We start from the raw sequence: 24,558 nt of genomic DNA on the forward strand, positions 1-24,558 counted from the left end.
TGTTGATTCCTCGCAGTTGGGGTGAGTGGTGGTCCCGCGCGAATTCGGCGGGCTTCGGGTAATCTCTTATGCATCTATCGGGCCAGCTTCAAACAACCGTAAAATCAGCGGCTTAGAAACATCAGACGTGAATATGACAAGGGTTAAAACGACCTCATCAGAGGTTAAACTGACTGCATCCGAGGTGCTCGACGCGCTGATTCCGCTGGTCGAGGACCTGTCGCGCGACCTGCCGGAGCTCGAGCGCTATCGCCGTCTTCTGACGACGCTGCGCACGCTGTTCCCCGGCGATGCAGCAGCCCTGTTGCGTCTCGATGACGACACCCTCGTGCCGCTCGCCATCGACGGCCTGTCGGGCGACACCCTCGGCCGCCGCTTTCGCGTGAGCGACCATCCGCGTTTCGAAGCGCTGCTATCGAGTGAAGAGCCCACGCGTTTTCCCGCCGATTCCGATTTACCCGATCCGTATGACGGCCTTGTGCAGGGCGTGAGCGGCCATCTCGAAGTGCATGACTGCCTCGGCTGTCCGCTGCTGATCGGCGGCAGGCCGTGGGGCTTGCTGACGCTCGACTCGCTCGACCCCGAGCGTTTCGACAGCATCGACATGAACACGCTGCAGGCGTTTCTGAGTCTCGCGGCGGCGACGGTGAGCGTCGCGGAGCGCATCGATACGCTCGAGCGCAACACGGAGGAAGAGCGGCAGCGTGCGGAGGCGTACCGCCAGGCAAGCGGGCAGAGCAGCCGCGAGCTGATCGGCAGCAGCACGGCGCATCAGCAGCTGGTCAACGAAATCCGCGTGGTCGCAAACAGCGAGCTGACCGTGCTCGTGACGGGCGAAACGGGTGTCGGCAAGGAACTGGTCGCGAACGCGATTCACAGCGGCTCGCCGCGCGCCAATAAGCCGATGATCAGCCTGAACTGCGCGGCGCTGCCGGATACGCTCGTCGAAAGCGAGTTGTTCGGGCACGTGCGCGGCGCATTCTCGGGTGCGTCGTCGGACCGGCGCGGCAAGTTCGAACTTGCCGACGGTGGCACGCTGTTTCTCGACGAGGTCGGCGAGTTGCCGGTCGGCGTGCAGGCCAAGCTGCTGCGCGTGTTGCAGAACGGCCAGTTGCAGCGTATCGGCTCGGATAGCGAGCACAAGGTGGACGTGCGGCTCATCGCCGCGACCAATCGCGATCTCGCCGAAGAAGTGCGCGCAGGGCGCTTTCGCGCGGATCTGTATCACCGGCTGAGCGTGTATCCGTTGCGCGTGCCGCCGCTGCGCGAGCGCGGACGTGACGTGTTGCTGCTCGCGGGCTACTTCCTCGAAGAGAACCGGGCGCGGCTCGGGCTGCTCAGCATCCGGCTCGGCCAGGACGCGCAAACCGCGCTGCTTTCGTACAACTGGCCGGGCAACGTGCGCGAGCTCGAGCATATGATCGGCCGCAGCGCGTTCAAGGCGCTGTCGCGTCATCGCGAGCGGCCGCGCATTCTCACGCTGACGGCGGCGGACTTGGGCATGTCGGCGAATAACGGCGGCGAGTTGCCAGCAGCTGCGTCCCTTTCGGCTTCAACGGGCGCAGACGAAGCGAGCGAAACCGATTTCCGCAGCGCCGTCACCGCCTACGAGCGCACGCTCGTCAGCGACGCGCTGGAACGCAACAACCACAACTGGGCAGCCGTCGCGCGCGCGCTCGGCATGGATCGCGCGAATCTGAACCGGCTCGCGAGGCGTCTTGGCCTGAAATAACGCACAATTTGCCGGGCCGCCGAGAACTGATTTGGTAGTATCTGATTTGTCAGTCAGATTGCCGTTCGTTCAGGAGGCTTCGCGTGCGTCACTACACCAAAGACAATTTCAGGCTCACGGAGAGCGTCGGCTACCAGCTCGTGAAGGCGCGCAACCTGATCACGACGGAGATGGACGCGGCGCTGAAGGACCTCGACATCTCCAGCCAGCAAATGGGCATCATGCTGATGCTCCGGCAGAAGCTCGCGTCGACGCCGTTCGAACTGTCGAAAATGCTCGGCATCGACACCGGCCTGATGACGCGCATGCTCGACAAGCTCGAAGCGAAAGGGCTAGTGGTGCGCTCGCGCGACGACGAGGACCGCCGCGTCGTCAACCTGACGCTGACCAAACCCGGCATTGCCGTCGCCGACCAGATTCCCGAAATCGCCCCCGACGTCCTCAATGCGCGCCTGAAAGACTTCACCAAGGCCGAGCTGAATGAACTGCGCCGGCTGCTGCGCAAGTTCCTGAGCGACTGAACGACTGAACGACTGAGCGCCACCTGAGCCTCCTTCCCGCCGCCTTCGGGCGGCGCGTGTCCGCCGCATTATCCGATTGAACGATAAGAACTGCTGCATCTGATGAAACAATGAGTTTCGTCGTAGTGCTGTTGACTATATCTGACCTGTCAATTATTGTTCGTGCAAATAGCGAGGAGTCAGAGATGTCGCACTATTCGAAGGAAGATTTTCATTTGACCGACAACGTCGGTTTCGCGATCACGAAGGCGCGCAACCTCTTGACGGGACGGATGGATGCAGCGGTGAAGGGTCTGAACGTGCGGGCGCACCACATTGGGATTTTCATGTCGCTGTTGCGCGGCATCGACACGACGCCGGCCACGCTGTCGCGCCATCTCGGCATCGACACGGGCCTGATGACGCGCACGCTCGACAAGCTCGAAACGCTCGGCTTGCTGACGCGCACGCGCAGCGCGGATGACCGCCGCGTCGTGAATCTCGAACTCACCGAGGCGGGCCGCGAAGTCGCTTCGCGCATCGCGGAGATCGCCCCCGATGTGCTGAACGAGCGTCTTCAGTGCTTCACCAAAGACGAATTCGACGAACTGCGCCGTCTGCTTGGCAAGTTCCTCAACGATTGAGCATTTTTTTACCCAATTATCTGATAGGTCAGACAATGAGCAATCAATTAAACGCCAGGCAGCGCGTTACAGGTGTACTGAAAGTCGGTGTCTCCGTGATGTTCGCGGCGGTGCTGTCGGCATGCGTGAACTACGCGGGCATCCATAGTGACGCGAAGACGGCCGAGCCGCAGCAGTACGCGACGCAGCAGAGTATTCCCGCCGGGCAGGGTCATTGGCCCGCCGCCGATTGGGCCGACCAGTTCGGCGACGCGCAACTGAAGGCGCTGATCGACGAAGCACTGAAGAGCAGCCCGACGCTCGACCAGGCGCGTTCCCGCGTCGCAGCGGCTTCGGCGTATAGCGAAACGGCGAAGGCGAGCACGATGCCGCGCGTCGACGCCAGCTACTCGCTCACGCGCCAGCAGTATTCGGGCACGGCGCTGGTGCCGCCTCCGACGGGCGGTTCGTGGCAGACGGAGAACAAGGGCCTGTTGAGCGCTTCGTACGATCTCGACCTGTGGGGCAAGAACCGCGAAGCGCTGAAGGCGGCGATCTCTCAGTTGCAGGCGAGCCAGGCCGATGCGGAAGTCGTCAAGCTGACGCTCACCACGTCGATTGCGCGCACGTATAACCAGCTCGCACGCCTTTACGTGCTGCGCGATATCGCACAACAGGAAATCACGCAGCGCGAGCAGATCGACCGCATCACGGCGGGACGCATCGCGACGGGGCTCGACACGGAAGTCGAACGCAAGACCGCGCAGGCGAATCTCGCGACGAGCCGCGCCGCGCTGAAGGCGCTCGACGGACAGATTCTCACCACGCGCTATCAGATCGCCGCGCTGCTCGGCGCCGGTCCGGACCGTGGCCTGCAGATCGCGCGCCCGACGCTCGGTATCGGCGATGACGTGAATCTGCCCGACAACCTGCCCGCCGATCTCGTGAGCCGCCGGCCGGACATCGTCGCTGCGCGCTGGCGCGTCGATGCGATGACGCATGACGTGAAGGAAGCGAAGGCCGAGTTCTATCCCGACATCAATCTGAGCGCCGCGATCGGGCTCGACGCGTTCGGCTTTGGCCGCTTCCTGACGGCGGCGAGCCGCACGGCCTCGGCGGGTCCCGCGATCCATCTGCCCATCTTCGACGCGGGCGAACTGCGCGCGCAACTGAAGGGCCGTTACGCGGACTTCGACTACGCCGTCGCAACGTACAACCAGACGCTCGTGACCGCATTGAGCGAAGTCGCCACGCAACTCGCCGGCGTGCGTTCGACGGACGGCCAACTCGTCGATGCGCAAACCGCGCAGACGGCCGCGCGCCAGGCGGACCAGCTTGCACTCGTGCAATACAAGGCGGGACTCACGAATCAGCTGACCGTACTGAATGCCGACGTCAATGCGCTCGCCGCCGATCAGTCCGTCGCCAACCTGCGCATGGATCGCCGCGACCAGCAGATCGCGCTTGCGTCGGCGCTGGGCGGTGGTTTCGTCGACACGTCGAACGCCGATCAGAACGCGCGCGTCGCCTCTACCACAGAAACGTCTGCCGCCAAAACGTCTACTGCCGCTGCGCAGTGAGCGGCCCCTCATCGCATTGCCTGGAGAACTAGAAATGAGCGAAATCAACACCCCGGAGCGCGAAACGACGCAAGCGCCGGATGCGAAGCCCGATGCGAAGTCCACTGCGGCACCGGCGCAAGCTGTCAAAGCGAATGAACCCAACACGCGCAAGCGCAAGTTGCTGCTCTCGCTGCTGGGCGTGGCTGTCGTCGTGTCGACTGCGGCTTACGGCGCGTACTACATGACCTATGCGCGCTACCACGAGACCACCGACGACGCGTACGTCAGCGGCAATCTCGTGCAACTGACGCCGCAAGTGACGGGCACCGTGATCGCCGTGAACGCCGACGACACGCAAATCGTGAAGGCAGGCGACCCGGTCGTGACACTCGACAACGCCGATGCCAAAATCGCGCTCGGCAACGCGGAAGCGGCGCTCGGACAGACGGTGCGCCAGGTGAGCAGCCTGTACGTGAACAACGACTTCTACGCGGCAAACGTTGCGCAGAAGCAATCGGACCTGGCGCGCGCGCAGGATGATCTGCGCCGCCGCCAGGCGGTCGCGGGCACAGGTGCTGTCTCCGCTGAAGACATCGCGCATGCACGCGACGCCGTGAACGCCGCGCAAGCCGCGCTCGACGCCGCGCGTCAGCAGGCGGAAGCGAACCGCGCATTGACCGACCACACGACGATCGCCCAGCACCCGAACGTGCAGGCCGCCGCATCGAAGGTGCGCGACGCGTACCTTTCGTACGCGCGCAACACGCTGCCCGCGCCGGTCACCGGCTATGTCGCGAAGCGTTCGGTGCAGGTCGGCCAGCGCGTGTCGCCGGGTACGCCGTTGATGGCCGTCGTGCCGCTCGACGGCGTGTGGGTCGACGCGAACTACAAGGAAAGCCAGTTGCGCAACATGCGTATCGGCCAGCCTGTCACGCTGACGGCTGACGTGTACGGCGGCAAGGTCGAGTATCACGGCCGCGTGGTCGGCTTTTCGGCGGGCACGGGCAGCGCGTTCGCGACGCTGCCTGCGCAGAACGCAACGGGCAACTGGATCAAGGTCGTGCAGCGCCTGCCCGCGCGCATTCAGCTCGACCAGAAGGAGCTGGAAGCGCATCCGCTGCGTATCGGCCTGTCGATGGACGTCGATGTCGACACGCGCGACAACGCGGGTCCGCAACTCGGCGCCGCGATGAACACGACGTATCGCACGGATGTGTTCGCGCAATACGGCGCGCAGGCCGATGCCGAGATCGAGAGGATCATCGCGCAGAACATGGTGTCGCCGCGTGACGCGTCGCGGCCGCTCGCGAAGCGCGAAGCAGGCGACAAGAGCGCCGCGGCGCAGCGCGCGGGCTAAGCCGCATCGGAGGACGCAGCGCCAAAGCGCGTCCTCGTTCGTTCAAGTAACTGACAGGTCAGACAAAGAAAGCGCCATGAATCCCTCGACGCAAACCGCACCGGCCCCGTTCACAGGCGGCAAGCTGGTCCTCGCGACACTTGCCGTCGCGCTCGCGACGTTCATGAACGTGCTGGATTCGTCCATCGCGAACGTTGCGATTCCCACTATCTCCGGCAATCTCGGCGTCTCCGTCGATGAAGGCACCTGGGTGATCACGTTGTTTTCGGCGGCCAATGCCATCGCCATTCCGCTGACGGGCTGGCTCACGCAGCGCGTCGGCCAGATCAAGCTGTTCGTGATCTCGATCCTGCTGTTCGTGTTCTCGTCGTGGCTGTGCGGCATCGCGCCGAACCTGGTGGTGCTGCTGGCCGCGCGTATCCTGCAGGGCCTCGTGGCGGGACCGTTGACGCCGCTTTCGCAGGCCATTCTGCTCGCTTCGTACCCGAAGGAGAAAAGCTCGACGGCACTGTCGCTGTGGGCGATGACGGCGACCGTCGGCCCGATTGCGGGCCCCGCGCTCGGCGGCTGGATCACGGACAGCTATAGCTGGTCATGGATCTTCTATATCAACATTCCCGTCGGCATGTTCGCTGCGGGCGTGACCTGGATGCTCTACCGCGACCGCGAATCGCTGACGCGCAAGTTGCCCATCGACAAGGTCGGTTTGTTGTCGCTGATCGTCTGGGTTGCATCGCTGCAGATCATGCTCGACAAGGGCAAGGATCTCGACTGGTTCAACTCGCCCGTGATCTGCACGCTCACGGCTATCGCGGCCGTCAGCTTTATCTTTTTCCTGATCTGGGAGTTCACGGAAAAGAACCCGATCGTCGATCTGCGGCTCTTCGCGGGGCAGAACTTCCGTGGCGGGACGATTGCGATTTCGGTGGCGTATGGCGTGTTCTTCGCGAACCTCGTGCTTTTGCCGCAGTGGATTCAGGGCTATCTCGGCTATCGTTCGGTGGACGCGGGTCTGGTGACCGCGCCGCTTGGCATCTTCGCCGTGCTGCTCGCGCCCGTGATGGCGAAGGTCATGCCAAAGTCCGATGCACGGGTGCTCGCGACGTTGGCCTTCCTCGGCTTCGCAGGCGTGTTCATCATGCGCTCGCATTACACGACGGGCGTCGATCCCTATACCCTGATCGTGCCGACGCTGCTGCAAGGCATTCCCATGGCGCTCTTTTTTACGCCGCTGACCGCGATCATCCTGTCGGGACTGCCTGCCGAGAAGATCCCCGCCGCAGCGGGCCTGTCGAACTTCGTGCGGATTTTCGCGGGCGGCGTGGGCACGTCGTTGATCTCGACGGGCTGGAACAACCGGACGATCCTGCATCACGCGCAACTCGCGGAACAGTCGAGCGTGAACAACCCCGGCTACACCAACGCGCTCGCCAGCATTCACGCGACGCTCGGCGGCAGCATGGATCAGGCCAGAGCGTTTTTCGAGCAATCGCTCAATGCGCAGGCTGCGATGCTCGGCTTGAACGACATCTTCTGGTTGTCGGCGATGATCTTCATCGTGATCATTCCGCTGATCTGGCTGACGAAGCCGCGCAAGGGCAGCGGCGGTGGCGCAGCGGCAGCGGGCGCGCACTGAGTACTGCCAGTTGAGAAAAGAAGGCCCCGGCATGCAGATGCTGCCGGGGCCTTTCTTTCGCTAACGTAGCCGCGCGTCGTTCAACCGCGTTGCTGCTGTGCGATGGCGCGGTGACTCGGATCGGCATCGCGCGGCTTCGGCGTCTCGTTGGTGTTCTTCACTTCGATCATGTCATTGGCTTTATTCATGTTGCCGGTCGTGCCTTTGGCGGGCAGCGTCAGTTCGGGCTTGCTGCACGTTTGATTACTCGCCGTGGCATGCATCGCGGCAGGCTGCATGTCGCGCGCGTCCTTGCTCGCGCCTGCTTCGATCTGCGCGTCGCTGCATCCCCACGATTCGAGCAGCGAGCGCGCCATGCCTGTCGCGCACTGCGCACGGCTGCGCGTGATGCGCGCCGCGACCTTCACAAACGCGCTGTCGCGCAGCGTCGTAAGCCGCTCATACGCCCGGCCCCCATCGTCGATGTTCAGCGCAACGGCGGTGCGGTACGCGTCGCGCGCTTCATCGAGCGTTGCCGCTGGCACGAGGCCCGTTTTCATCGATGGCAGCCGCAGCGCATCGCCGAGATTCACATACGCTTCCTGGTAGCCGGGATTCTTCTCGATCGCGAGCCTCAGTTCGCGTACGGCCGCCGCGCGATAGTCGCCATGTCCTTGCGACGCCGCGCCCGCGAGCGCCGGCCTTTGCGCGAGCGCGAGCCATGCGCGGCCCAGCGCGTTGTGAGCGGGCGCGTAGTCGTTGTGCAGTTCGACCGCGCGCCTGAGCACGTCGGCGGCCTGCTGGTAGCAACCCATGTCCATCAGGGCGACGCCCCAGTTGTAATACGCCCACGGACGCACGCGCTTCCACGAATGCAGTTCTTCGCTCATGTCGACGATGCTGCGCGCGTGACGGATCGAGCCTTCGTAGTCACGCGCATAGGTGTCGAGCTTCGACAGCGCGAGCATGGCCCACGCCGCCTCTTCCCTCGACGCCCCTGACGCGTCCCGACCCGAGCCCGCCGCGATCTGCGCGAAGCGCTCGCGCACGTCGTCGAACTGACATGGCGCATTGCCTTGCAGGCAGCGCTTCTGCTCCATCTGCGTCAGATACGACGCGTGCAGCAGCGGGCTCTGATGCTGGAGGATCGTCGTGGCGGCCTGACGCAGCGCATGCCGCATGGCCAGCGATTCGTTGGTCACGTTGGGCTTCGCGCCCGTGTCGGGCGGCACGTCGTTGCCGAGCGCGACGGTGCGGCCATCGGGGTCGCGCAGCGTCAGGATCACCGCAAACGACGACGGCGAGCCGACGACGCTGCCATATACGGACGAATCGCGCTTGAGCAGCGTGCGCGCAAATTCGATCAGCGGACGCACCGACAGCCCTGTTCCGGGGACCGTGAAGTCGGGCAGCTTGAACTCGGCGAGCACGTTTTCGGTGTCGTTGGCGGGCGTGACGGATTCGGCTTCCTTGCGCACGTCGCTGAGCGTATCGACGAGCAGGTGCTGCAAGGTCTGATCGGTGTAGCCCTGTCGCCTGAAATCGTCGGAGACCTCGATCGGCTGGACGAGCGTCAGCGGATCGAACCACACGCCGCACAGCGCGACGATACGCGGCCCCAGATAAAACGCGGCGACGAGGATCAGCGGCACGACGATGCCGAGATACAACACGTGACGGCACAGGAACCGGACAGCCCAGAGTAACGAGGCGAGCGGGGTGTCGAAGGGCTTCATGCGGAACTCCTTGCGGCGCGCTGCGATTGGCGAACCTGTCACTACGCATCGAACATGCCAATTCGTCAGACGCTTGCAGTGCAAGGAGGGGCGGGAAAAGGCCGTGGAGTATGTTGGTTCGCGGCCAACCAACGGGCGCGACTGAGTCGGATTGCGCCCGTCATGTCGAAGGCGGCTCGCTCGCCGAATATGAAGCGAAACAGCCGGTTTGCACTGCGCGTCCGTTCGCAAACCGTAGGGCGACGAAAGGCGGTTGAATCTTCGATAAAGCTAAACGCAAGGTCAAATCTGGTATCGTGCGTCCGGGCTCGAATAGCTGGAATGTGAGACGAATGCCGTCAGGGTTTGTACCAGCCGGTACATCCGACGCAAACGCGCCGGCTGTAAAGCGAGTGCCCATGCGGCCTGCGGCCGCGCGGAGCGGCGTGACGCTCGTGAGCCGCGCCGCGCCGGGCCCACAGGACGATTCAACTCAATTTCCGATCGATCATCGGCTACATCAGGATTTCTTAAGCGAAAACTGCAAATAATCGCCTCCGGGTTGCTCCCGGTGTCAACCTTTTGGGCAAATTGCCGTTGTCCATTTGTAAAGAGTTGAAAAGGCGAGATCAGGACGGCTGTAACGATCGTCCGGCGCGCTCCGAAATCCAACCTCATTCGATGCCATAGCAACGAGACCATTGCTACTGCATCAGGCATTACCCGGGTTCATCCATGTCTGACCTTCCCCGTTCTTTTTTTAGCCGCGCCGCCGCGCTGCTTCAGCGAGCGTGCGCCGTGGCCGGCAGCCGGCGCGTGCTGTCGCCTGCGTTGTCGCTCGGCGTCTGCGTGCTGCTTCTGATCGTGCTGCAGCACCTGTCGCAGGCCGTCGATTACCGCTCGGTGATCCGCCATCTGCGGCATCTGACGGCGGGCGAATGGTCGGCGGCGCTCGGCGCGACGATCCTCAGCTATATCGCCCTCGTCGGGCGCGATGCCGTCGGGCTGCGGTACATCGGCAAGGCCGTGCCGCGCGCGGCGCTGTGGATCGGCGCGACGGCGGGCTCGGCGCTGGGCAACGCGACCGGCTTCGGCGCGCTGACGGGTGGCGCGGTGCGCGCCCGCGTCTATGCCGTCGCCGACGTGACGCCGGCGCAAATCGGCCGCATGACGGTGTTCACGAGCGTTTCGCTCGCCCTGGCCCTCGTTCTGATGACCGCGCTCGGCATGCTGTGCGACGCGCACACGCTCGCGCCGATGCTTCACAGCCCGACGGGCGCGCTCGCCTGGGGCGGCGCGGCGCTTCTGACGGTGCTCGGTCTGCTGACACTCGCCTGCGGCAAGCAGACACGCCAGATCCGCACGCGCTGGAGCTGGCTGGCGTTCGACGTGCCCGCGCGCCGCGATTTCGTCGAGCAGGTGCTGCTGGCCGTGCTCGACGTCGTCGCAGCCGGTCTCGCGCTGTGGGCGCTGCTGCCGCATGCGCACGTGGGCTTCGTGTCGTTCATCACGATCTATTCGGCTGCGATGCTGCTGGGCCTGATCGGCCACACGCCGGGCGGTGTCGGCGTGTTCGAGGCGGCGATGGTGTTCGCGCTCGGCGGCAGCGTGCAGACGCATTCGATGGTCGCCGCGCTGCTCGCGTACCGCGCGATCTATTTCGGTTTGCCGCTGATCGTGTCGGCGGGTCTGCTGGCCGGTTTCGAAGGACGCGCACTGAAGAAGCACCTGCCGCTGCATCACGCGGCTACTGTTTCGCAACTCGCGCCGCTGTTCCTGAGCCTCGTGACCTTCGTGGTCGGCGGCATGCTGGTGATTTCGAGCGCGACGCCCGCGTTCTGGCAACGCATCGCGATCCTGCGAGACCTCGTGCCGCTGTGGGTGCTCGAAAGCTCGCAGATGCTGTGCAGCGTGGTCGGCGTCGCGTTGCTGTTCGTCGCGCGTGGTCTGTCGCGGCGTCTCGATGCCGCATGGTGGCTTACGCTGGGTCTCGCTGTGGTGAGTCTCGCGCTGTCGCTGACCAAGGGTCTCGCGTTCGTCGAAGCCGGCGTTCTGACGACGTTGATCGTGCTTCTGATCGCGACGCGCTCGCGCTTCAATCGCCGCTCGTCGTTGTTCTCTGAGCCCTTCACGGCGGGCTGGCTGGTTTCGGTGGCGATGGTGCTGATGCTCGCCGTGTGGGTGATGCTGTTTGCGTTCCGCGACGTGGCCTATACGCGCGACCTGTGGTGGCAATTCGCATTCGACGAGCGCGCGCCCCGTGCGTTGCGCGCGACGCTCGCCGCGAGCCTGTTTGCCGCGACGTTCGCTTTCTGGCAATTGCTGCGACCCGCTGCGGGCCGCTTCGTGAAGCCCGTCAAGCAGGACCTCGAAGACGCCGCGCGTATCTTCCGCGCGCAGGAGCGCAGCGACGCGGGCCTCGCGCTGATGGGCGACAAGAGCTTTCTCTTTTCCGAGTCGCGCCAGGCGTTCCTGATGTACGCGAAGTACGGCCGCACGTGGGCGGCGCTGCATGACCCCGTTGGTCCGCGCGCGGAATGGGCGGAGCTGATCAGCAAGTTCGTCGCGCTCGCGCATACGCACGGCGGCCGCGCGGCGTTCTATCAGGTGCGCGCGAATGCGTTGCCGCTCTATCTCGACGCCGGCCTTACGCTGATGAAGCTCGGCGAGGAAGCGCATGTCGTGCTCGACGAATTCGATCTGAAGGGCTCGCACCGCGCGCATCTGCGCTATGCGCTCAAGCGCGGCGAGCGCGATGGCTTCGCGGTCGAAGTCCTCGAGCCGGCGCGCGTGCCCGAATCGATTGCGACGCTGCGCGAGATTTCCGATGGCTGGCTCGACAGCCGCGATGCGCGCGAGAAGAGCTTCTCGGTCGCCGCGTTCACGGAAGACTATCTCGCTGCGCAATCGGTGATGCTGGTGCGTCAGAACGGCGCGCCTGTCGCATTCGTCACGTTCATGACGACGGACCTCAACACCGAGGCCACCGTCGGCGTGATGCGCCACGTGCCGCAGGCTTCGGCGTATGCGATGGAGTATCTGTTCACGCAGCTTGCGCTGCATTTGAAGCACGCGGGCTTTCGCTCGCTCAGCCTCGGCATCGCGCCGTTCTCGGGCATGTCGCCGACGCCGCTCGCGTCGCGCTGGCACCGGCTCGCGAACATCGTGTGGCGCTTCGGCGGCCGCTTCTACAATTTTCGCGGACTGCGCGCTTTCAAGAGCAAATTCCAGCCTCAATGGGAACCGCGCTATCTCGCTGCATCCGGTTCTGTCGGCGTGTTCTTCACGCTCGCGGACCTTTCGCTGCTGGCAGGGGGCCGGCGTTCATGATCATGCAAAAGTTTTACCGGCTCGCCGCATTGGCGAGTGTTTCGTTGTGCTCGCTCGCAGGCGTCGTGCCGACGGCGCACGCCTATGAGACCGTGTCCGGCGGCCGATACGGCCAGGTCACGGTGACCAAGCCCACGGGCGACGTGCGTGGCTTCGTCGTGCTGTTCTCGCGCGAGAGCGGCTGGAACCCGGCGGACCAGCAGGCCGCCGACGCGCTCGCGAAGAACGGCGCGATGGTGGTTGGTGTCGATACCGCGAAGTACGCGGCGAATCTCGCTGCGAAGAAAGAAGCGTGTCATCAGCTGGTGGGCGATGCCGAAGCCGTGAGCCATCAACTCGAACGGCAGGTGCAGTCGAACCGCTACTTCATGCCGATCGTCGCCGGTTCGGGCCAGGGCGCGACGCTCGCGATGCAAGTGCTGAAGCAGGCGCCTGAAAACACCGTGGCGGGCGCGGTATCCGTTGCCGGGCAACGCGATCTCGACAAGCGTTTCAACCCGTGCGCGCCGGACCCGACCGTGACGCACGGCCCCGGCCTGCCGGGCTTTGCCGAAACCGACGCGAACGCATCGGCTGGCACGCAGCGCATCGTCGAGCTGACGAGCCCGCATCTGCGCGTCGCCGCAATGAAAGAAGAGGACGTCTCGGATCTGCCGTTGATCGAACTGCCCGCCGCGCATCCGACGGGCATGATGGCGATCGTGATTTCCGGCGACGGCGGCTGGCGCGATCTCGACAAGACGATCGCCGAGGAACTGCAGAAGGATGGCGTGTCCGTGATCGGCTGGGACAGCCTGCGTTACTTCTGGTCGGAGCGCTCGCCGCAGCAGACGAGCAACGATCTCGCGCGCGTGCTGAAAACCTATACGACGCGCTGGCATGCGGATCATGTCGCGCTGATCGGCTATTCATTCGGCGCCGACGTGATGCCGTTCGCGTACAACCGCTTGCCCGATGCGGTGCGCGCGAAGGTTTCGCTGATTTCGCTGCTCGGCTTCGCGCCTTCCGCGGACTTCCAGATTCGCGTGACGGGCTGGCTCGGCATGCCTGCAAGCGACAAGGCGCTGCAGGTGCAACCCGAGTTCGCGCGCTTGCCGCCGAAGATCGTGCAGTGCTTCTACGGCGAACATGAGGAAGACACGCTGTGCCCGACGCTCACGAAGACGGGCGTCGAAGTGATCCGCACTTCCGGTGATCATCATTTCGGACACGACTATGCCGCGCTCGAAAAACGCATTCTCGGCGCGTTGAAAAAGCAGGCTGGCGGAACCTGATGCTGGAAAGCAGTGCGGCGACTGTGCGTCAATCAATGCGCAGTCGCCGCCCTTGCAATGAACCGCAGACAGGCGCGGTTCTGCTGAAAAGATGCGGTCGCAATGACCGCGATCGCTGTGCGTCCTAGTGGAAAATCAGATACAGAATCACAAGGACGATAAGCGGCACACCTAGCAACCAACCGATCAGATAAGGCATCTCCTTCTCCCTGTGCGACTGCCGAGACCAGGCGGTCGTCGTACACAGCGCTTGTGGCGATCATTGATGCAAGCGATATGCCACTGCGCTCGAATTGCGGCGCAGCATATGCGTCGGCACACGCTAAAGCCTTGTCTTAGCAGGCTTTAAATGCCTTTTGACGGCATGCGTTTATTGCGCTTCACATAGGCTTTGCGACCGCTTTGCACGGGTCAGCACTGCGCGAATTGCCGCTTCTTCGCAATCTTTTCAGCCTGTATTCCTGCTCATTCAATGCGGCGAAATTCAGAACGCGCACTAATATGATCTTTGACGGGATCGACTGACGCTTGTCGAACCGGGCAAACGCGGACTCATGAAGCGACGTGACGCTGGTATTCGAATGCGCCATTTCAGTTGAGCCGCGGCTGGTGCGTTTTACTGGTGTCCATGCTGGATTCCTCTGAGAGATGCCATGCTGAAGCGTCGAACCTTCCTGCTGGGCGGCGTGGGCCTGGCCGGCGCGCTGGTGGTCGGTTGGTCGGCGCTGCCGCCGCGTCAGCGGCTCGTCGCGGCGGAACCGTTGCCGGTGCGTCCCGGCGAAGCGGCGCTCAATGGCTACGTGAAGATCGCCGCCGACAACACCATCACGGTCCTCATGTGCAGGACGGAGATGGGCCAGGGCGTGCATACGGGGCTCGCGATGCTCGTCGCGGAAGAGCTGGATGCGAACTGGGCGGATATCCGCGTCGCCAATGCGCCGCTCGACCAGATCTATAACAACGTCGAAAGCGTGATCGGCGATCTGCCGTTTCGTCCCGACGACGACAGCGTCGTCAAGGAACTCGCGGTATGGCTCACGCGCAAGCTCGCGCGCGATTTCGGCACGGTGATGACAGGCGGTTCGTCGACCATCAACGATCTCTGGCAACCGATGCGCGAAGCAGGCGCGTGCGCGCGGACCATGTTGATCGCAGCGGCGGCCGAACGCTGGAGCGTGAAAGCCGCCGATTGCCGCATCGAAAAGGGCATCGTGGTACACGACGCGGGACATCGCGCGTCGTTCGGGCAACTCGCGATGGAGGCCGCGCGCCAGCCGCTGCCGCGCAATCCCGCGCTGAAAGATCCCGACACGTTCCAACTGATCGGCAAGCCGCTGACGCGCATCGAAGCCGCTTCGAAGATGGACGGTAGCGCGATCTTTGGCATCGACGTCGTGCCCGATGGCCTGCTCTACGCAAGCATCAAGATGTGTCCGACGCTCGGCGGCACGGTTCGGGATTTCGACGGCGCGGCGGCTGCGGCATTGCCCGGCGTGCGCAAGGTCCTGGCCGTCGATGCCTACAACGGCGGCACGGGCGGCGTCGCGGTGATCGCGGACAACCTGTTCATCGCGATGAACGCGCTCGACGTGCTGACGATCCACTGGAACGATGGGCCGACCAAAGGGCTGACCAACGCAGAGGTCGACCGGCGGCTCGTGCAGGCGCTCGACGAAAGCGAAGGCCACGCATGGTATCGCCATGGCGACGTCGAAGACGCGCTGAGCCATGCCGCGCATACGTGGAAGGCAACGTATCGCGCGCCTTATCTCGCGCACGCGCCGCTGGAACCCGTCAATTGCACGGCGCAGGTGAAAGACGGCAAGGCAACGGTATGGGCGGCGACACAGGTGCCCGCTGTCGCGCGCATGCATGTCGCGCGGGTGCTCGGCATCGGCACGGACGATGTCGATTTGCAGCAGCAGATGCCGGGCGGCGCGTTTGGACGCAGGCTCGAAGTCGACTTCATCGTGCAGTCCGTCGCGATCGCGCGTGAAGCGGACGGGCGTCCTGTGCAAACGCTCTGGACGCGCCAGGAGGACATGCAACACGACTTCTACCGTCCCGCGTGTCTGTCGCGCTTCAGGGCGGGACTCGATGCACAGGGACAGCTGGTTGCGTGGCACAACACGTCGGTGAGCCAGTCGGTCGTCGCGAAGTGGCTGGCCCGCAACTATCGCATTCCCGATCTCGGCCTCAACCTGGACAAGACCATTTCTGAAGGCGCGTTCGATCAACCCTATGAAATGCCGAACGTGTGGATCGGGCAACGCGTGATCGAATTGCCGATGCCCGTCGGCTTTTTCCGCTCGGTCGGGCATTCGCATCAGGCGTTTTTTATCGAAAGCTTTATCGACGAACTGGCTGTGTTGGCGCACAAGGACCCCGTTGCATTTCGCGCGAGTCTGTTGAGGCGGCATCCGCGTCATCTCGCCGTGTTGCAGAAAGTGGCGAGCATGTCGGGTTGGCGAGCGTCCGCCGTCTGGTCGGACAAGGGCGTCAAACATGCACGGGGTGTCGCGCTTCATGAGGCATTCGGCAGCGTGGTCGGGCAAGTCGCGGATGTGTCGCTCGAAGCGGACAACACTGTGAAGGTCAATCGCGTGTATTGCGCGATCGATTGTGGCTTGCCGGTGAATCCGAATCTGATCCGTCAGCAGGTGGAAGGCGCGATTGTGTTCGGGCTTTCCGCTGCGTTCAAGGAAGAAATCACGCTCGCTAACGGCGCAGTCGTAGAGGGCCTGTATACCCAGTTCGACGTGGTGCGGATGGACGAGTGCCCCGACATATCCGTCGAGATCATGCCGTCGAGAAACCATCCGCAAGGCGTCGGCGAGTCTGCGGTGCCGCCTGTCGCGCCTGCCGTCGCGAATGCGTTGTTCGCGTTGACGGGCACGCGCAGCTACGCGTTGCCGCTGAACATGAAGCTGTATCCCGGGGGCGCAACATGCTGAAGCTGAACATCAACGGCAAGACAATGGATGTGTACTCCGATCCCGCGACACCGCTGCTTTGGGTCTTGCGCTGCGAACTGAAAATGACGGGGACGAAGTTCGGCTGCGGTGTCGGGGTATGCGGCGCGTGTACCGTACACGTCGGCAAAGAGGCGAAGACCTCGTGTCAGGAAAAACTCTCGGATATCGGCGCAAACCACGTCACGACGATTGAAGGTCTGCAAGGGACGCAAGCGCGTGCGCTGAAAGAAGCGTGGACGCATGTCGATGTCGTGCAATGCGGCTATTGCCAGAGCGCGCAGTTGATGGCCGCAAGCGCGCTCATACAGCGCAACCCGACGCCGAGCGTGAAGGAAATAAACTGCGCGATGCACGCCATCATTTGTCGTTGCGGCACCTATCCGCGCATCAGGCAGGCGATTCTCGAAGCGACGGGGCAAGCCAAACGAACGTGACGTTACCCCGTCTCGCCTGTCGCAACCGTCTAGTTGTTTCCGTGCGAGTACAGCGTCAGCTTGTTGCTGACCGACGTGACGCCGGGCACGCCTTTGGCCACTTCCGCTGCCTGCGGAATCTGCGATCCATCCGGGACGCTGCCCGAAAGCACTACCGCGCCGCCACGCGCTTTCACGAAGACGTTCGATACGTTGAAGCCCGGTGCCTTCGACAACGCCTTGCGCACATCGCGTCCGAGCTTCTTGTCTGCAGGTGTCGCCTTCTTTGAAGGCGCCGCCGGTGTGGAGGCCATCGACATCGAATCGCTGGCTTGCGCGTACGCGTTCGACGTCAGCGTGACGCAACCGATGACGGCGAGCAGCGTCAGGACATTGCGGATCTTCATGGTTGCTTCTCCTTGTTTGCTTGTGGGACCGCTCAGTAAAGATAAGCCAACAATCCGCTTCCACCAAAGCTGCGTTTGCTTTCTCAGGGAAAACCCGCATCCATCTACTATCTCGAATTTAGATAACGCTTATTCACGCTATTGCGTTGCTCGATAGAGGCGCCGACGGCACACTTTGACCCACATCAAAGACACGCACCACGCATCCTGGAGACACCTATGCGTACTCAAGTCGGCATCATCGGCGCCGGTCCCGCTGGACTGCTTCTTTCCCATCTTCTCCATCTGCAAGGTATCGATTCTGTCGTGCTCGAATCGCGCAGCCGCGAGCAGATCGAATCGACGATACGCGCAGGCGTGCTCGAACAGGGCACGATGGATCTGCTCACCGAAACAGGCGTGGGCGAGCGCATGAAAGCAGAAGGCGCGCTGCATCATGGTTTCGAGCTCGCATTCGAAGGCAAGCGCCGCCGCATCGATCTCACCGATCTCACAGGCAAAGCGATCACGGTGTATGCGCAGCACGAAGTCATCAAGGATCTCGTCGCGGCACGAGTGGCGGCGCAAGGCGCGCTGAAATTCGAAGTGTCGGACGTGTCGCTGCACGATATCGACGGTACGACGCCGACTATCCGGTATCGCCATCAAGGCGAGGCGCACGAACTGCAATGCGATTTCATCATTGGCTGCGACGGCTCTCAGGGCATTTCGCGCAATGCGATTCCCGAAGCACTGCGCCGCGATTATCAGCGTGTCTATCCGTTCGGCTGGTTCGGCATTCTGGTCGAAGCACCGCCTTCATCGGATGAATTGATCTACGCACGCCACGAGCGCGGCTTTGCACTCGTCAGCACCCGTTCGCCGAATGTGCAGCGCATGTATTTTCAATGCGATCCGAAAGATACCGCCGACAACTGGTCCGATGATCGTATCTGGGCTGAGATGCACGCGCGCGTCGACTCTGACGACGGCCACAAGGTTGTAGAAGGCAAGATCTTCCAGAAGAACATTGTGGGCATGCGCAGCTTCGTATCGACGACGATGCAGCACGGTCGTCTTTTCCTTGCCGGCGACGCCGCGCATATCGTGCCTCCGACGGGCGCCAAAGGCCTGAATCTGGCCGTCTCCGACGTGCGCATTCTGTCCGACGCATTGCGCGCGTTCTACAAGGAAGACCGCAACGATTTGCTGAATAGCTATAGCGAAACGGCGCTCAAGCGCATCTGGCGCGCAGAACATTTCTCGTACTGGATGACGCGCATGATGCACCGTCTCGACGATGCGTCGCCGTTCGAACAGCAATTGCAGGTCGCGGAACTCGAGCACGTGACGACCTCGCGCAGCGCGGCGATTTCGATGGCTGAGAACTATGTCGGCGCGGTGCCGGTATAAGCGGCCTGCAATCAGTTCAAGGACAGATCGGTGTGCGCGGCGGCCTGGAATTCTTTCGGCGTCGCGCCCGTCTGCTTGCGAAAATAGCGGCTGAAATACGCCGCGTCCTCGAAACCGAGCGCGTGCGCGATCTGTTTGATCGTCAGGCCCGAATAGACGAGATCGCGCTGTGCTTCGCGTATCAGATGTTCATTCACGAGCGACATCGGCGAATGGCCGAGTTCGTCGCGGCAAATGCGGCTTAGCTGCGCCGTCGTAATGCCGAGCCTTTCCGCGTAGAACTCGACAGTCCGATGCTCGCGGAAATGCGCGGCAACCAGCTCGCGAAAGCGCTTGATCTGCCCGCTTCGACGGTCGGCCACGGCGCTCGTCGCGGGCATCGCCGCGGCATCGCCCAATCTCGACACTTGCACGAAAAGTGCAATCATCAATGACATGCCCGCAGCGATATGACCGCGTGCATTGCCGCGGTATTCCTGTTCGAGCAGCGTGAAGAGCGGCATCAATGTGTCGTCGCCCGCTGACGCCTTCACGGGAATCACGGCAGCGCGCTGAAATACGGGCAGTAGACCCGGCGACACCGCCTTCGAAATCGACTCCAGCGCGCGCTGCGCAGCCGTAATCACCAGCCCGTCGATATCGGGCGAAAACACGAAACCATGCACGGTTTGCGCGGGCAAAACGACGATGCACGGCGGCGCGAGCGCGTGTTTCTCGCTTTCGATCACGACATGCCCGCTGCCGCTGCGAATGTACAGAACCTGTAGCAACGCGTCATGCCGATGCGCGGCGATATGCCAGTCGTTGGGGCGGCTGCGCTCGGCAATCCACTCGAAATTGAAGGCGTCGAACCACGGCGGCCGCGCGGATTCGCCGTACAAATCGTAGTTAGGGATTTTCCTCATGCTTTTTCCTCTGCCGTGTACGGATTGTCCTGCGATGCGTGCTCTTTGTCCAATCTCGGCGAGCGGCGCGTCCCTATACTTTTCTCCATGAACCGAGCGGACCTTTTCGGGGTTCGTCGATAAAGAACAGTACATGGAGGTTGGGATGACTAAACAAAATGGCGGTGCATGGCTCGCTCTGAATGACAAGGTCTGTGTTGTCACGGGCGCAGCGGGCGGTATAGGCAGTGCGATTGCGAAAGTGCTCGGTGAAAGCGGCGCGCGTCTCGCATTGCTGGACCGCGAAGCAGGAAAGTGCGAAGACCTCGCGCAGACACTCGGCGCGAACGGCATCGAAGCGTTTGCGTTTGAGTGCGATATCGGCGATGCGAAAAGCGTTGAAGCGGCAGCGGCAAGCGTCGAAGAAAAACTCGGCGCTGCGGATGTGCTCGTCAACAATGCGGGGCTGTTGCGGCCGGGTGGCATCGAAGACATCGCGCTCGATGCATGGAACGCGATACTGCAAGTCAACCTCACCGGCTACATGCTGTGCTCGCAGGCGTTCGGACGCGCGATGTTGCGCAAAGGCGCGGGCAGCATCGTTCACGTTGCGTCGGTGGCTGCGCATCATCCGCAGACCTGGAGCGGTGCCTATAGCCCCGGCAAGGCAGCCGTTGCGATGCTGTCGAAGCAGATCGCGGCCGAGTGGGGACCGCGTGGCGTGCGCAGCAACGCGGTTTGCCCGGGGATGATCCGTACGCCGTTGTCGGCGTCTTTCTACGCACAAGGCGATGTCGAACAGCGCCGCAGCGCGATGACGGCGAACCGCCGCATCGGCGAGCCGGTCGATATCGCGGAAGTGGTCGCCTTTCTTGCGAGCCCGCGTGCGGGCTATGTGAACGGTACGGAACTCGTCGTCGACGGCGGACTGGAATGCATGCTGATGGATCTGGTGCCGCGACCCGGTTATGACGCAAAGGCCAACCCGGCGCGCTAGAGACAAAAAGACATTCGGCAGGAGACAGTTACCATGAATTCCAACACCCATTCACCTGCGCCGTTGACGTGCGATGTACTCGTCATCGGTTCGGGCGCAGGCGGATTATCGACGGCGATCACGGCGCGCAAGCACGGGCTCGATGTCGTCGTGATCGAAAAGGAAGCGTATTTCGGCGGCACGACTGCGTTCTCGGGCGGCGTGCTGTGGATACCGGGCAACCGGCACGCGCGCGCGAACGGCGTCAACGATACGCGCGAGGCTGCGAAGACGTATATGCGCAACGAAACAGGCGCGTTCTACGACGAAGCGGCCGTGGATGCATTCCTCGACACCGGCCCGCAAATGCTCGATTTCTTCGAGCGCGAAACGGAAGTCAAGTTCGTACCGACGCTTTATCCCGACTATCACCCGGATGCGCAAGGTGGCGTCGATATTGGCCGCTCGGTGGTCGCTGCACCGTTTGACGCGCGAGGACTTGGCGACGATATTGTGCGTCTGCGTCCGCCGCTAAAGACGATCACGTTCATCGGCATGATGTTCAATTCGTCGAATGCAGACCTCAAGCATTTCTTCAATGCGACGCGCTCTATCAAGTCCGCTGCCTATGTGGCGAAGCGCCTGGCGAGCCACCTGAAGGATCTCGCGCTTTACCGGCGCGGCGTGCAAATCACGAGCGGCAATGCGCTTGCGGCGCGGCTCGCGAAAACAGCGCTTTCGTTGGGCATTCCGATTCACACGAATACGGCTGCGCAAGAACTCACGCTCTCGGATAAGCGCGTGACAGGCGCGATCGTCAAAGGTCCGCAAGGCGAGATGCGTATCACCGCGCGGCGTGGTGTCGTGCTTGCATGCGGCGGCTTCTCGCACGATGTCGCGCGCATTGCCAAGGCGTATCCGCATGTGATGCGCGGCGGCGAGCATTGTTCGCCCGTGCCGAAAGGCAACACGGGCGACGGCGCGCGCATGGCCGAAAGCGTCGGCGCTCAGGTACCCATACGTTATCCGCAGCCCGCTGCGTGGATGCCCGTATCGCGCGTGCCGATGCGCGACGGCACGTTCGGTGTGTTTCCGCATCTTCTGGATCGCTACAAGCCAGGCATTATCGGCGTGACGCGCAAGGGCAAGCGCTTTACGAACGAAGCGAACTCGTACCACGACGTTGGCGCGGCGATGATCGAGGCATGTCGCGGCGAGAAAGATACGGCGATGTGGCTGATCTGCGATCACGCGACGATTCGCAAGTATGGGCTTGGATACGCAAAGCCGGCGCCGGTGCCATTGGGGCCGCTGCTGCGCAATGGTTATCTCGTCAAAGGGCGCACGCTTGCTGAACTTGCGCAACGCGCGGGTATCGAGGCCGAGGCGCTCGAAGCCACCGTACGCACTTACAACGAAAGCGCAGCGCGCGGCGAAGACCCCGCGTTTGGGCGCGGTTCGACATCATTCAACCGCTATCTCGCCGATCCCGAATGCAAGCCCAATCCATGCGTCGCGCCGATCGGCAGCGGCCCTTATTACGCGCTCAAAGTCGTGATGGGCGACCTGGGAACCTTCGACGGCATCACCACGGCTGTCACGGGAGAAGTACTGGATGCACGCGGTGCCGTCATCGACGGGCTGTACGCAGTTGGCAACGACCGCGCGAGCGTGATGGGCGGCAATTATCCAGGCGCGGGCATCACGCTCGGCCCGATCATGACCTTCGGCTACATCACGGGACGACGCCTTGCGGGTATTGCGGATAACGCGACGAACGCGCAAACGAAGCGCCAATCCGAAACGGTATAGAGGACAGAACCATGAGTAGCGGCAAACCTTTTATCGACCATCGCATCTATACGATCCGGCCGCGCGGCATGGCGGAATTTATCGAAGTATTCGATCGTCTCGCGATGCCCATTCAATTGAAGTACCTCGGCGCGCCGGTCGGTTTCTATATGAGCGATATCGGCGCGCTCAACCAGGTCGTGCATCTGTGGGGCTACGAGAGCATCGGCGATTATGACCAGCGCCGCACCGCGCGCGACGCGGACCCGGAATGGCCCGCTTATTTGCAGGCATCGGCGCATCTGATCGTCGCGCAGGAAAGCAGGATTATCCGGCGCGTCGAATTCAGAAGCCTTACCGCGTTGCGATAGAAGAAAAAGAACAGGCAGCGACATCACATATATGCGCGAGAAGCATCAGACGCATTCAAGGAGACACGCAATGCAGCAGCCCAAACACACGGTCGATGTGCAGAACTTCATCGACGGCCAACGCTTTTCGCCTTTTCAATGGACGATACTTGTCCTCTGTTTTCTGGTCGTCGCAGCCGATGGCTTCGACACGGCCGCAGTCGGCTTTATCGCGCCTTCGCTGGTGCTGGACTGGGGCGTTTCGCGGGCGGCGCTAGGGCCCGTGATGAGCGCTGCGCTCGTCGGCCTGGGTATTGGCGCATTGGGTGCGGGGCCGCTGGCTGATCGCGTTGGACGCAAAACGGTGCTGGTTTTGTCGGTGTTTTTCTTTGGCCTTTGGAGCCTCGCTGCGGCACGCGCGGATTCGATTGAATCGTTGACGGCGCTGCGCTTCATGACGGGACTCGGACTCGGCGCCGCGATGCCCAATGCGGTCACGTTGATGTCCGAATACGCGCCGGCCCGAATTCGCGCGGTCGCCGTAAATGCAATGTTCTGCGGCTTTTCATGCGGACTTGCGATTGGCGGTATCGCGTCCGCATGGCTCATTCCGCATTTCGGCTGGCATAGCGTGCTGGTTGCAGGCGGTGTTGGGCCGATCGTGTTGACACTTGTGCTCATTCTGCTGCTGCCTGAATCCGCGCAATTCATGGTGACGAGGAAGCGCGGCGATGCGCGTATCGCACGGGTTCTTTCGCGTATCGCAAAGGATGTGCGTCTCGGCGAATGCCGGTTCGTAACGGGTGAGCAGGTCGCGGAGCATCGTGGGTCTGCATTGCGCGTGGTGCTCTCGTCGCGTTTCCGTTTTGACACGCTGATGCTGTGGCTCGCGTATTTCATGGGGCTGTTGATCTATTACCTGCTGACTAACTGGCTGCCCACGCTTTTCAAGGACACTGGGTTCTCGGGGCAAAATGCAGCGTTGATGACTTCGCTGTTTCCGCTTGGTGGTGTGCTCGGTAATCTGAGTGTCGGCTGGTTGATGGATCGGTTCAGGGCGAATCGCGTGATTGCGTGTACGTATGTCATGGCTGCGGTGCTGGTCATGCTCGTCGGGCGCGGCCTTGGGCACCAGGTTTGGCTCGGCACGCTGATCTTTCTGACGGGTACGGTCGTGACGTCCGCTGTGACGTCGATGTCGGCGCTCGCTGCGAGCTTCTATCCGACGCAAGGGCGTGCTACGGGCGTTGCGTGGATGCTTGGTGTGGGGCGTATCGGTGGTGTGGCGGGTGCGCTCGTTGGCGCTGCGTTGATGGGGCTGGGGTGGCAGTTTGGATCGGTGTTCAGTCTGCTTGCGGTTCCTGCGATGATCGCTGCCTTGGGTGTCTTCGCAGTGGCAGGGCGTGTGCGGGCGTCGGGAATCGAAGCGGCCGAATTGACGCCAGCCGTGGAGTGAAGCGGTTTGTCGTTGTGGTTTTTTGTTTGCGGTGGCATTCGCGTTATGCCTTTTTGGCGCGGTCGGTTTGGTTTTTTGGGGTTTGCGCTGGCATCCGCGCTTTGTTAGCGTGCTTCACGCGTCGCCCCTGTGCGGGGCGGCACCTACTTTTCTTTGCCGCCGCAAAGAAAAGTAGGCAAAAGAAAGCGGCTAACACCGCCAGTTCC

18 protein-coding genes are annotated in these 24,558 nt (G+C 62.7%); 15 read left to right on the forward strand and 3 right to left on the reverse strand.

Going from position 1 to position 24,558, the window contains the following annotated elements; all coding sequences use genetic code 11:
* Positions 1 to 133 precede the first annotated feature (133 nt).
* From norR to BLT65_RS16550, 6 genes are all read left to right on the forward strand, one after another.
* The gene (norR, locus tag BLT65_RS16525; RefSeq protein WP_091779193.1) at positions 134 to 1,732 is read left to right on the forward strand and encodes a nitric oxide reductase transcriptional regulator NorR; all 1,599 of its coding nucleotides are present in this window, start codon (positions 134 to 136) and stop codon (positions 1,730 to 1,732) included.
* Between the two features lie 83 nt (positions 1,733 to 1,815).
* Complete coding sequence (locus tag BLT65_RS16530) at positions 1,816 to 2,253, forward strand: MarR family winged helix-turn-helix transcriptional regulator (RefSeq protein WP_007742890.1); 438 nt, start codon at positions 1,816 to 1,818, stop codon at positions 2,251 to 2,253.
* Positions 2,254 to 2,438: 185 nt separating this feature from the next.
* Positions 2,439 to 2,876: a MarR family winged helix-turn-helix transcriptional regulator gene (locus BLT65_RS16535; protein WP_042304250.1), complete on the forward strand. Its 438-nt coding sequence runs from the start codon at positions 2,439 to 2,441 to the stop codon at positions 2,874 to 2,876.
* Positions 2,877 to 2,911: 35 nt separating this feature from the next.
* Entirely contained in the window at positions 2,912 to 4,435 is a 1,524-nt protein-coding gene (locus BLT65_RS16540; protein ID WP_091779195.1) for an efflux transporter outer membrane subunit, read from the forward strand.
* A 34-nt stretch (positions 4,436 to 4,469) separates the two neighbouring features.
* Positions 4,470 to 5,774, forward strand: a complete 1,305-nt coding sequence (locus BLT65_RS16545) for an HlyD/EmrA/EmrK family protein (protein WP_091779197.1) — start codon at positions 4,470 to 4,472, stop codon at positions 5,772 to 5,774.
* Between the two features lie 76 nt (positions 5,775 to 5,850).
* Positions 5,851 to 7,410 carry a DHA2 family efflux MFS transporter permease subunit gene (locus BLT65_RS16550; RefSeq protein ID WP_091779200.1) on the forward strand — a complete coding sequence of 520 codons (1,560 nt, stop codon included), beginning with the start codon at positions 5,851 to 5,853 and terminating at the stop codon, positions 7,408 to 7,410.
* Positions 7,411 to 7,490: 80 nt separating this feature from the next.
* Here the strand turns inward: BLT65_RS16550 and BLT65_RS16555 are convergent, their stop codons facing one another.
* Positions 7,491 to 9,125 (reverse strand): tetratricopeptide repeat protein, encoded by a 1,635-nt coding sequence (locus tag BLT65_RS16555; RefSeq protein WP_091779202.1) that lies wholly within the window; start codon positions 9,123 to 9,125, stop codon positions 7,491 to 7,493.
* Positions 9,126 to 9,839: 714 nt separating this feature from the next.
* Between BLT65_RS16555 and mprF the strand changes: the two genes are divergently transcribed.
* The 4 genes from mprF (at position 9,840) to BLT65_RS16575 (ending at position 17,117) form a co-directional block, all read left to right on the forward strand.
* Positions 9,840 to 12,434 (forward strand): bifunctional lysylphosphatidylglycerol flippase/synthetase MprF, encoded by a 2,595-nt coding sequence (mprF, locus tag BLT65_RS16560; RefSeq protein ID WP_091779204.1) that lies wholly within the window; start codon positions 9,840 to 9,842, stop codon positions 12,432 to 12,434.
* Entirely contained in the window at positions 12,431 to 13,708 is a 1,278-nt protein-coding gene (locus tag BLT65_RS16565) for a virulence factor family protein (protein WP_091779206.1), read from the forward strand. Before mprF ends, BLT65_RS16565 begins: the two co-directional genes overlap by 4 nt.
* Positions 13,709 to 14,361: 653 nt before the next feature.
* On the forward strand, positions 14,362 to 16,662 hold the full coding sequence (locus BLT65_RS16570; RefSeq protein WP_091779208.1) for a xanthine dehydrogenase family protein molybdopterin-binding subunit: 2,301 nt from the start codon (positions 14,362 to 14,364) through the stop codon (positions 16,660 to 16,662).
* Positions 16,656 to 17,117 carry a (2Fe-2S)-binding protein gene (locus BLT65_RS16575; RefSeq protein ID WP_091779210.1) on the forward strand — a complete coding sequence of 154 codons (462 nt, stop codon included), beginning with the start codon at positions 16,656 to 16,658 and terminating at the stop codon, positions 17,115 to 17,117. Before BLT65_RS16570 ends, BLT65_RS16575 begins: the two co-directional genes overlap by 7 nt.
* 29 nt (positions 17,118 to 17,146) lie before the next feature.
* Here BLT65_RS16575 and BLT65_RS16580 read toward each other — a convergent pair whose 3' ends face one another.
* Complete coding sequence (locus BLT65_RS16580; protein ID WP_042304241.1) at positions 17,147 to 17,503, reverse strand: BON domain-containing protein; 357 nt, start codon at positions 17,501 to 17,503, stop codon at positions 17,147 to 17,149.
* 219 nt (positions 17,504 to 17,722) lie between these two features.
* Here BLT65_RS16580 and BLT65_RS16585 point away from each other — a divergent pair, with 219 nt between their 5' ends.
* Entirely contained in the window at positions 17,723 to 18,895 is a 1,173-nt protein-coding gene (locus tag BLT65_RS16585; protein WP_091779212.1) for a 4-hydroxybenzoate 3-monooxygenase, read from the forward strand.
* 11 nt (positions 18,896 to 18,906) lie between these two features.
* On the opposite strand, the gene BLT65_RS16590 is transcribed toward BLT65_RS16585, so the two are convergent.
* On the reverse strand, positions 18,907 to 19,800 hold the full coding sequence (locus tag BLT65_RS16590) for a helix-turn-helix domain-containing protein (RefSeq protein ID WP_091779214.1): 894 nt from the start codon (positions 19,798 to 19,800) through the stop codon (positions 18,907 to 18,909).
* 145 nt (positions 19,801 to 19,945) lie between these two features.
* Between BLT65_RS16590 and BLT65_RS16595 the strand changes: the two genes are divergently transcribed.
* The 4 genes from BLT65_RS16595 (at position 19,946) to BLT65_RS16610 (ending at position 24,352) form a co-directional block, all read left to right on the forward strand.
* On the forward strand, positions 19,946 to 20,776 hold the full coding sequence (locus BLT65_RS16595) for an SDR family NAD(P)-dependent oxidoreductase (RefSeq protein WP_091779216.1): 831 nt from the start codon (positions 19,946 to 19,948) through the stop codon (positions 20,774 to 20,776).
* A gap of 33 nt (positions 20,777 to 20,809) precedes the next feature.
* A complete protein-coding gene (locus tag BLT65_RS16600; protein ID WP_091779218.1) occupies positions 20,810 to 22,567 on the forward strand; it encodes an FAD-dependent oxidoreductase in 1,758 nt (585 codons plus the stop codon).
* Between the two features lie 11 nt (positions 22,568 to 22,578).
* A complete protein-coding gene (locus BLT65_RS16605; protein WP_007586401.1) occupies positions 22,579 to 22,917 on the forward strand; it encodes an NIPSNAP family protein in 339 nt (112 codons plus the stop codon).
* Between the two features lie 70 nt (positions 22,918 to 22,987).
* Positions 22,988 to 24,352, forward strand: a complete 1,365-nt coding sequence (locus BLT65_RS16610) for an MFS transporter (RefSeq protein ID WP_091779220.1) — start codon at positions 22,988 to 22,990, stop codon at positions 24,350 to 24,352.
* Positions 24,353 to 24,558: the final 206 nt, after the last annotated feature.

The organism is Paraburkholderia steynii (genome assembly GCF_900100565.1).
GTDB classification, from domain to species: domain Bacteria; phylum Pseudomonadota; class Gammaproteobacteria; order Burkholderiales; family Burkholderiaceae; genus Paraburkholderia; species Paraburkholderia terrae.

Bases quoted from the DNA above. Each gene is read 5' to 3' on its own strand.
- norR (WP_091779193.1), top strand. From the start codon at position 134: ATGACAAGGGTTAAAACGACCTCATCAGAGGTTAAACTGACTGCATCC.
- BLT65_RS16535 (WP_042304250.1), top strand. From the start codon at position 2,439: ATGTCGCACTATTCGAAGGAAGATTTTCATTTGACCGACAACGTCGGT.
- BLT65_RS16540 (WP_091779195.1), top strand. From the start codon at position 2,912: ATGAGCAATCAATTAAACGCCAGGCAGCGCGTTACAGGTGTACTGAAA.
- BLT65_RS16545 (WP_091779197.1), top strand. From the start codon at position 4,470: ATGAGCGAAATCAACACCCCGGAGCGCGAAACGACGCAAGCGCCGGAT.
- BLT65_RS16550 (WP_091779200.1), top strand. From the start codon at position 5,851: ATGAATCCCTCGACGCAAACCGCACCGGCCCCGTTCACAGGCGGCAAG.
- BLT65_RS16555 (WP_091779202.1), bottom strand. From the start codon at position 9,125: ATGAAGCCCTTCGACACCCCGCTCGCCTCGTTACTCTGGGCTGTCCGG.
- mprF (WP_091779204.1), top strand. From the start codon at position 9,840: ATGTCTGACCTTCCCCGTTCTTTTTTTAGCCGCGCCGCCGCGCTGCTT.
- BLT65_RS16565 (WP_091779206.1), top strand. From the start codon at position 12,431: ATGATCATGCAAAAGTTTTACCGGCTCGCCGCATTGGCGAGTGTTTCG.
- BLT65_RS16570 (WP_091779208.1), top strand. From the start codon at position 14,362: ATGCTGAAGCGTCGAACCTTCCTGCTGGGCGGCGTGGGCCTGGCCGGC.
- BLT65_RS16575 (WP_091779210.1), top strand. From the start codon at position 16,656: ATGCTGAAGCTGAACATCAACGGCAAGACAATGGATGTGTACTCCGAT.
- BLT65_RS16580 (WP_042304241.1), bottom strand. From the start codon at position 17,503: ATGAAGATCCGCAATGTCCTGACGCTGCTCGCCGTCATCGGTTGCGTC.
- BLT65_RS16585 (WP_091779212.1), top strand. From the start codon at position 17,723: ATGCGTACTCAAGTCGGCATCATCGGCGCCGGTCCCGCTGGACTGCTT.
- BLT65_RS16590 (WP_091779214.1), bottom strand. From the start codon at position 19,800: ATGAGGAAAATCCCTAACTACGATTTGTACGGCGAATCCGCGCGGCCG.
- BLT65_RS16595 (WP_091779216.1), top strand. From the start codon at position 19,946: ATGACTAAACAAAATGGCGGTGCATGGCTCGCTCTGAATGACAAGGTC.
- BLT65_RS16600 (WP_091779218.1), top strand. From the start codon at position 20,810: ATGAATTCCAACACCCATTCACCTGCGCCGTTGACGTGCGATGTACTC.
- BLT65_RS16605 (WP_007586401.1), top strand. From the start codon at position 22,579: ATGAGTAGCGGCAAACCTTTTATCGACCATCGCATCTATACGATCCGG.
- BLT65_RS16610 (WP_091779220.1), top strand. From the start codon at position 22,988: ATGCAGCAGCCCAAACACACGGTCGATGTGCAGAACTTCATCGACGGC.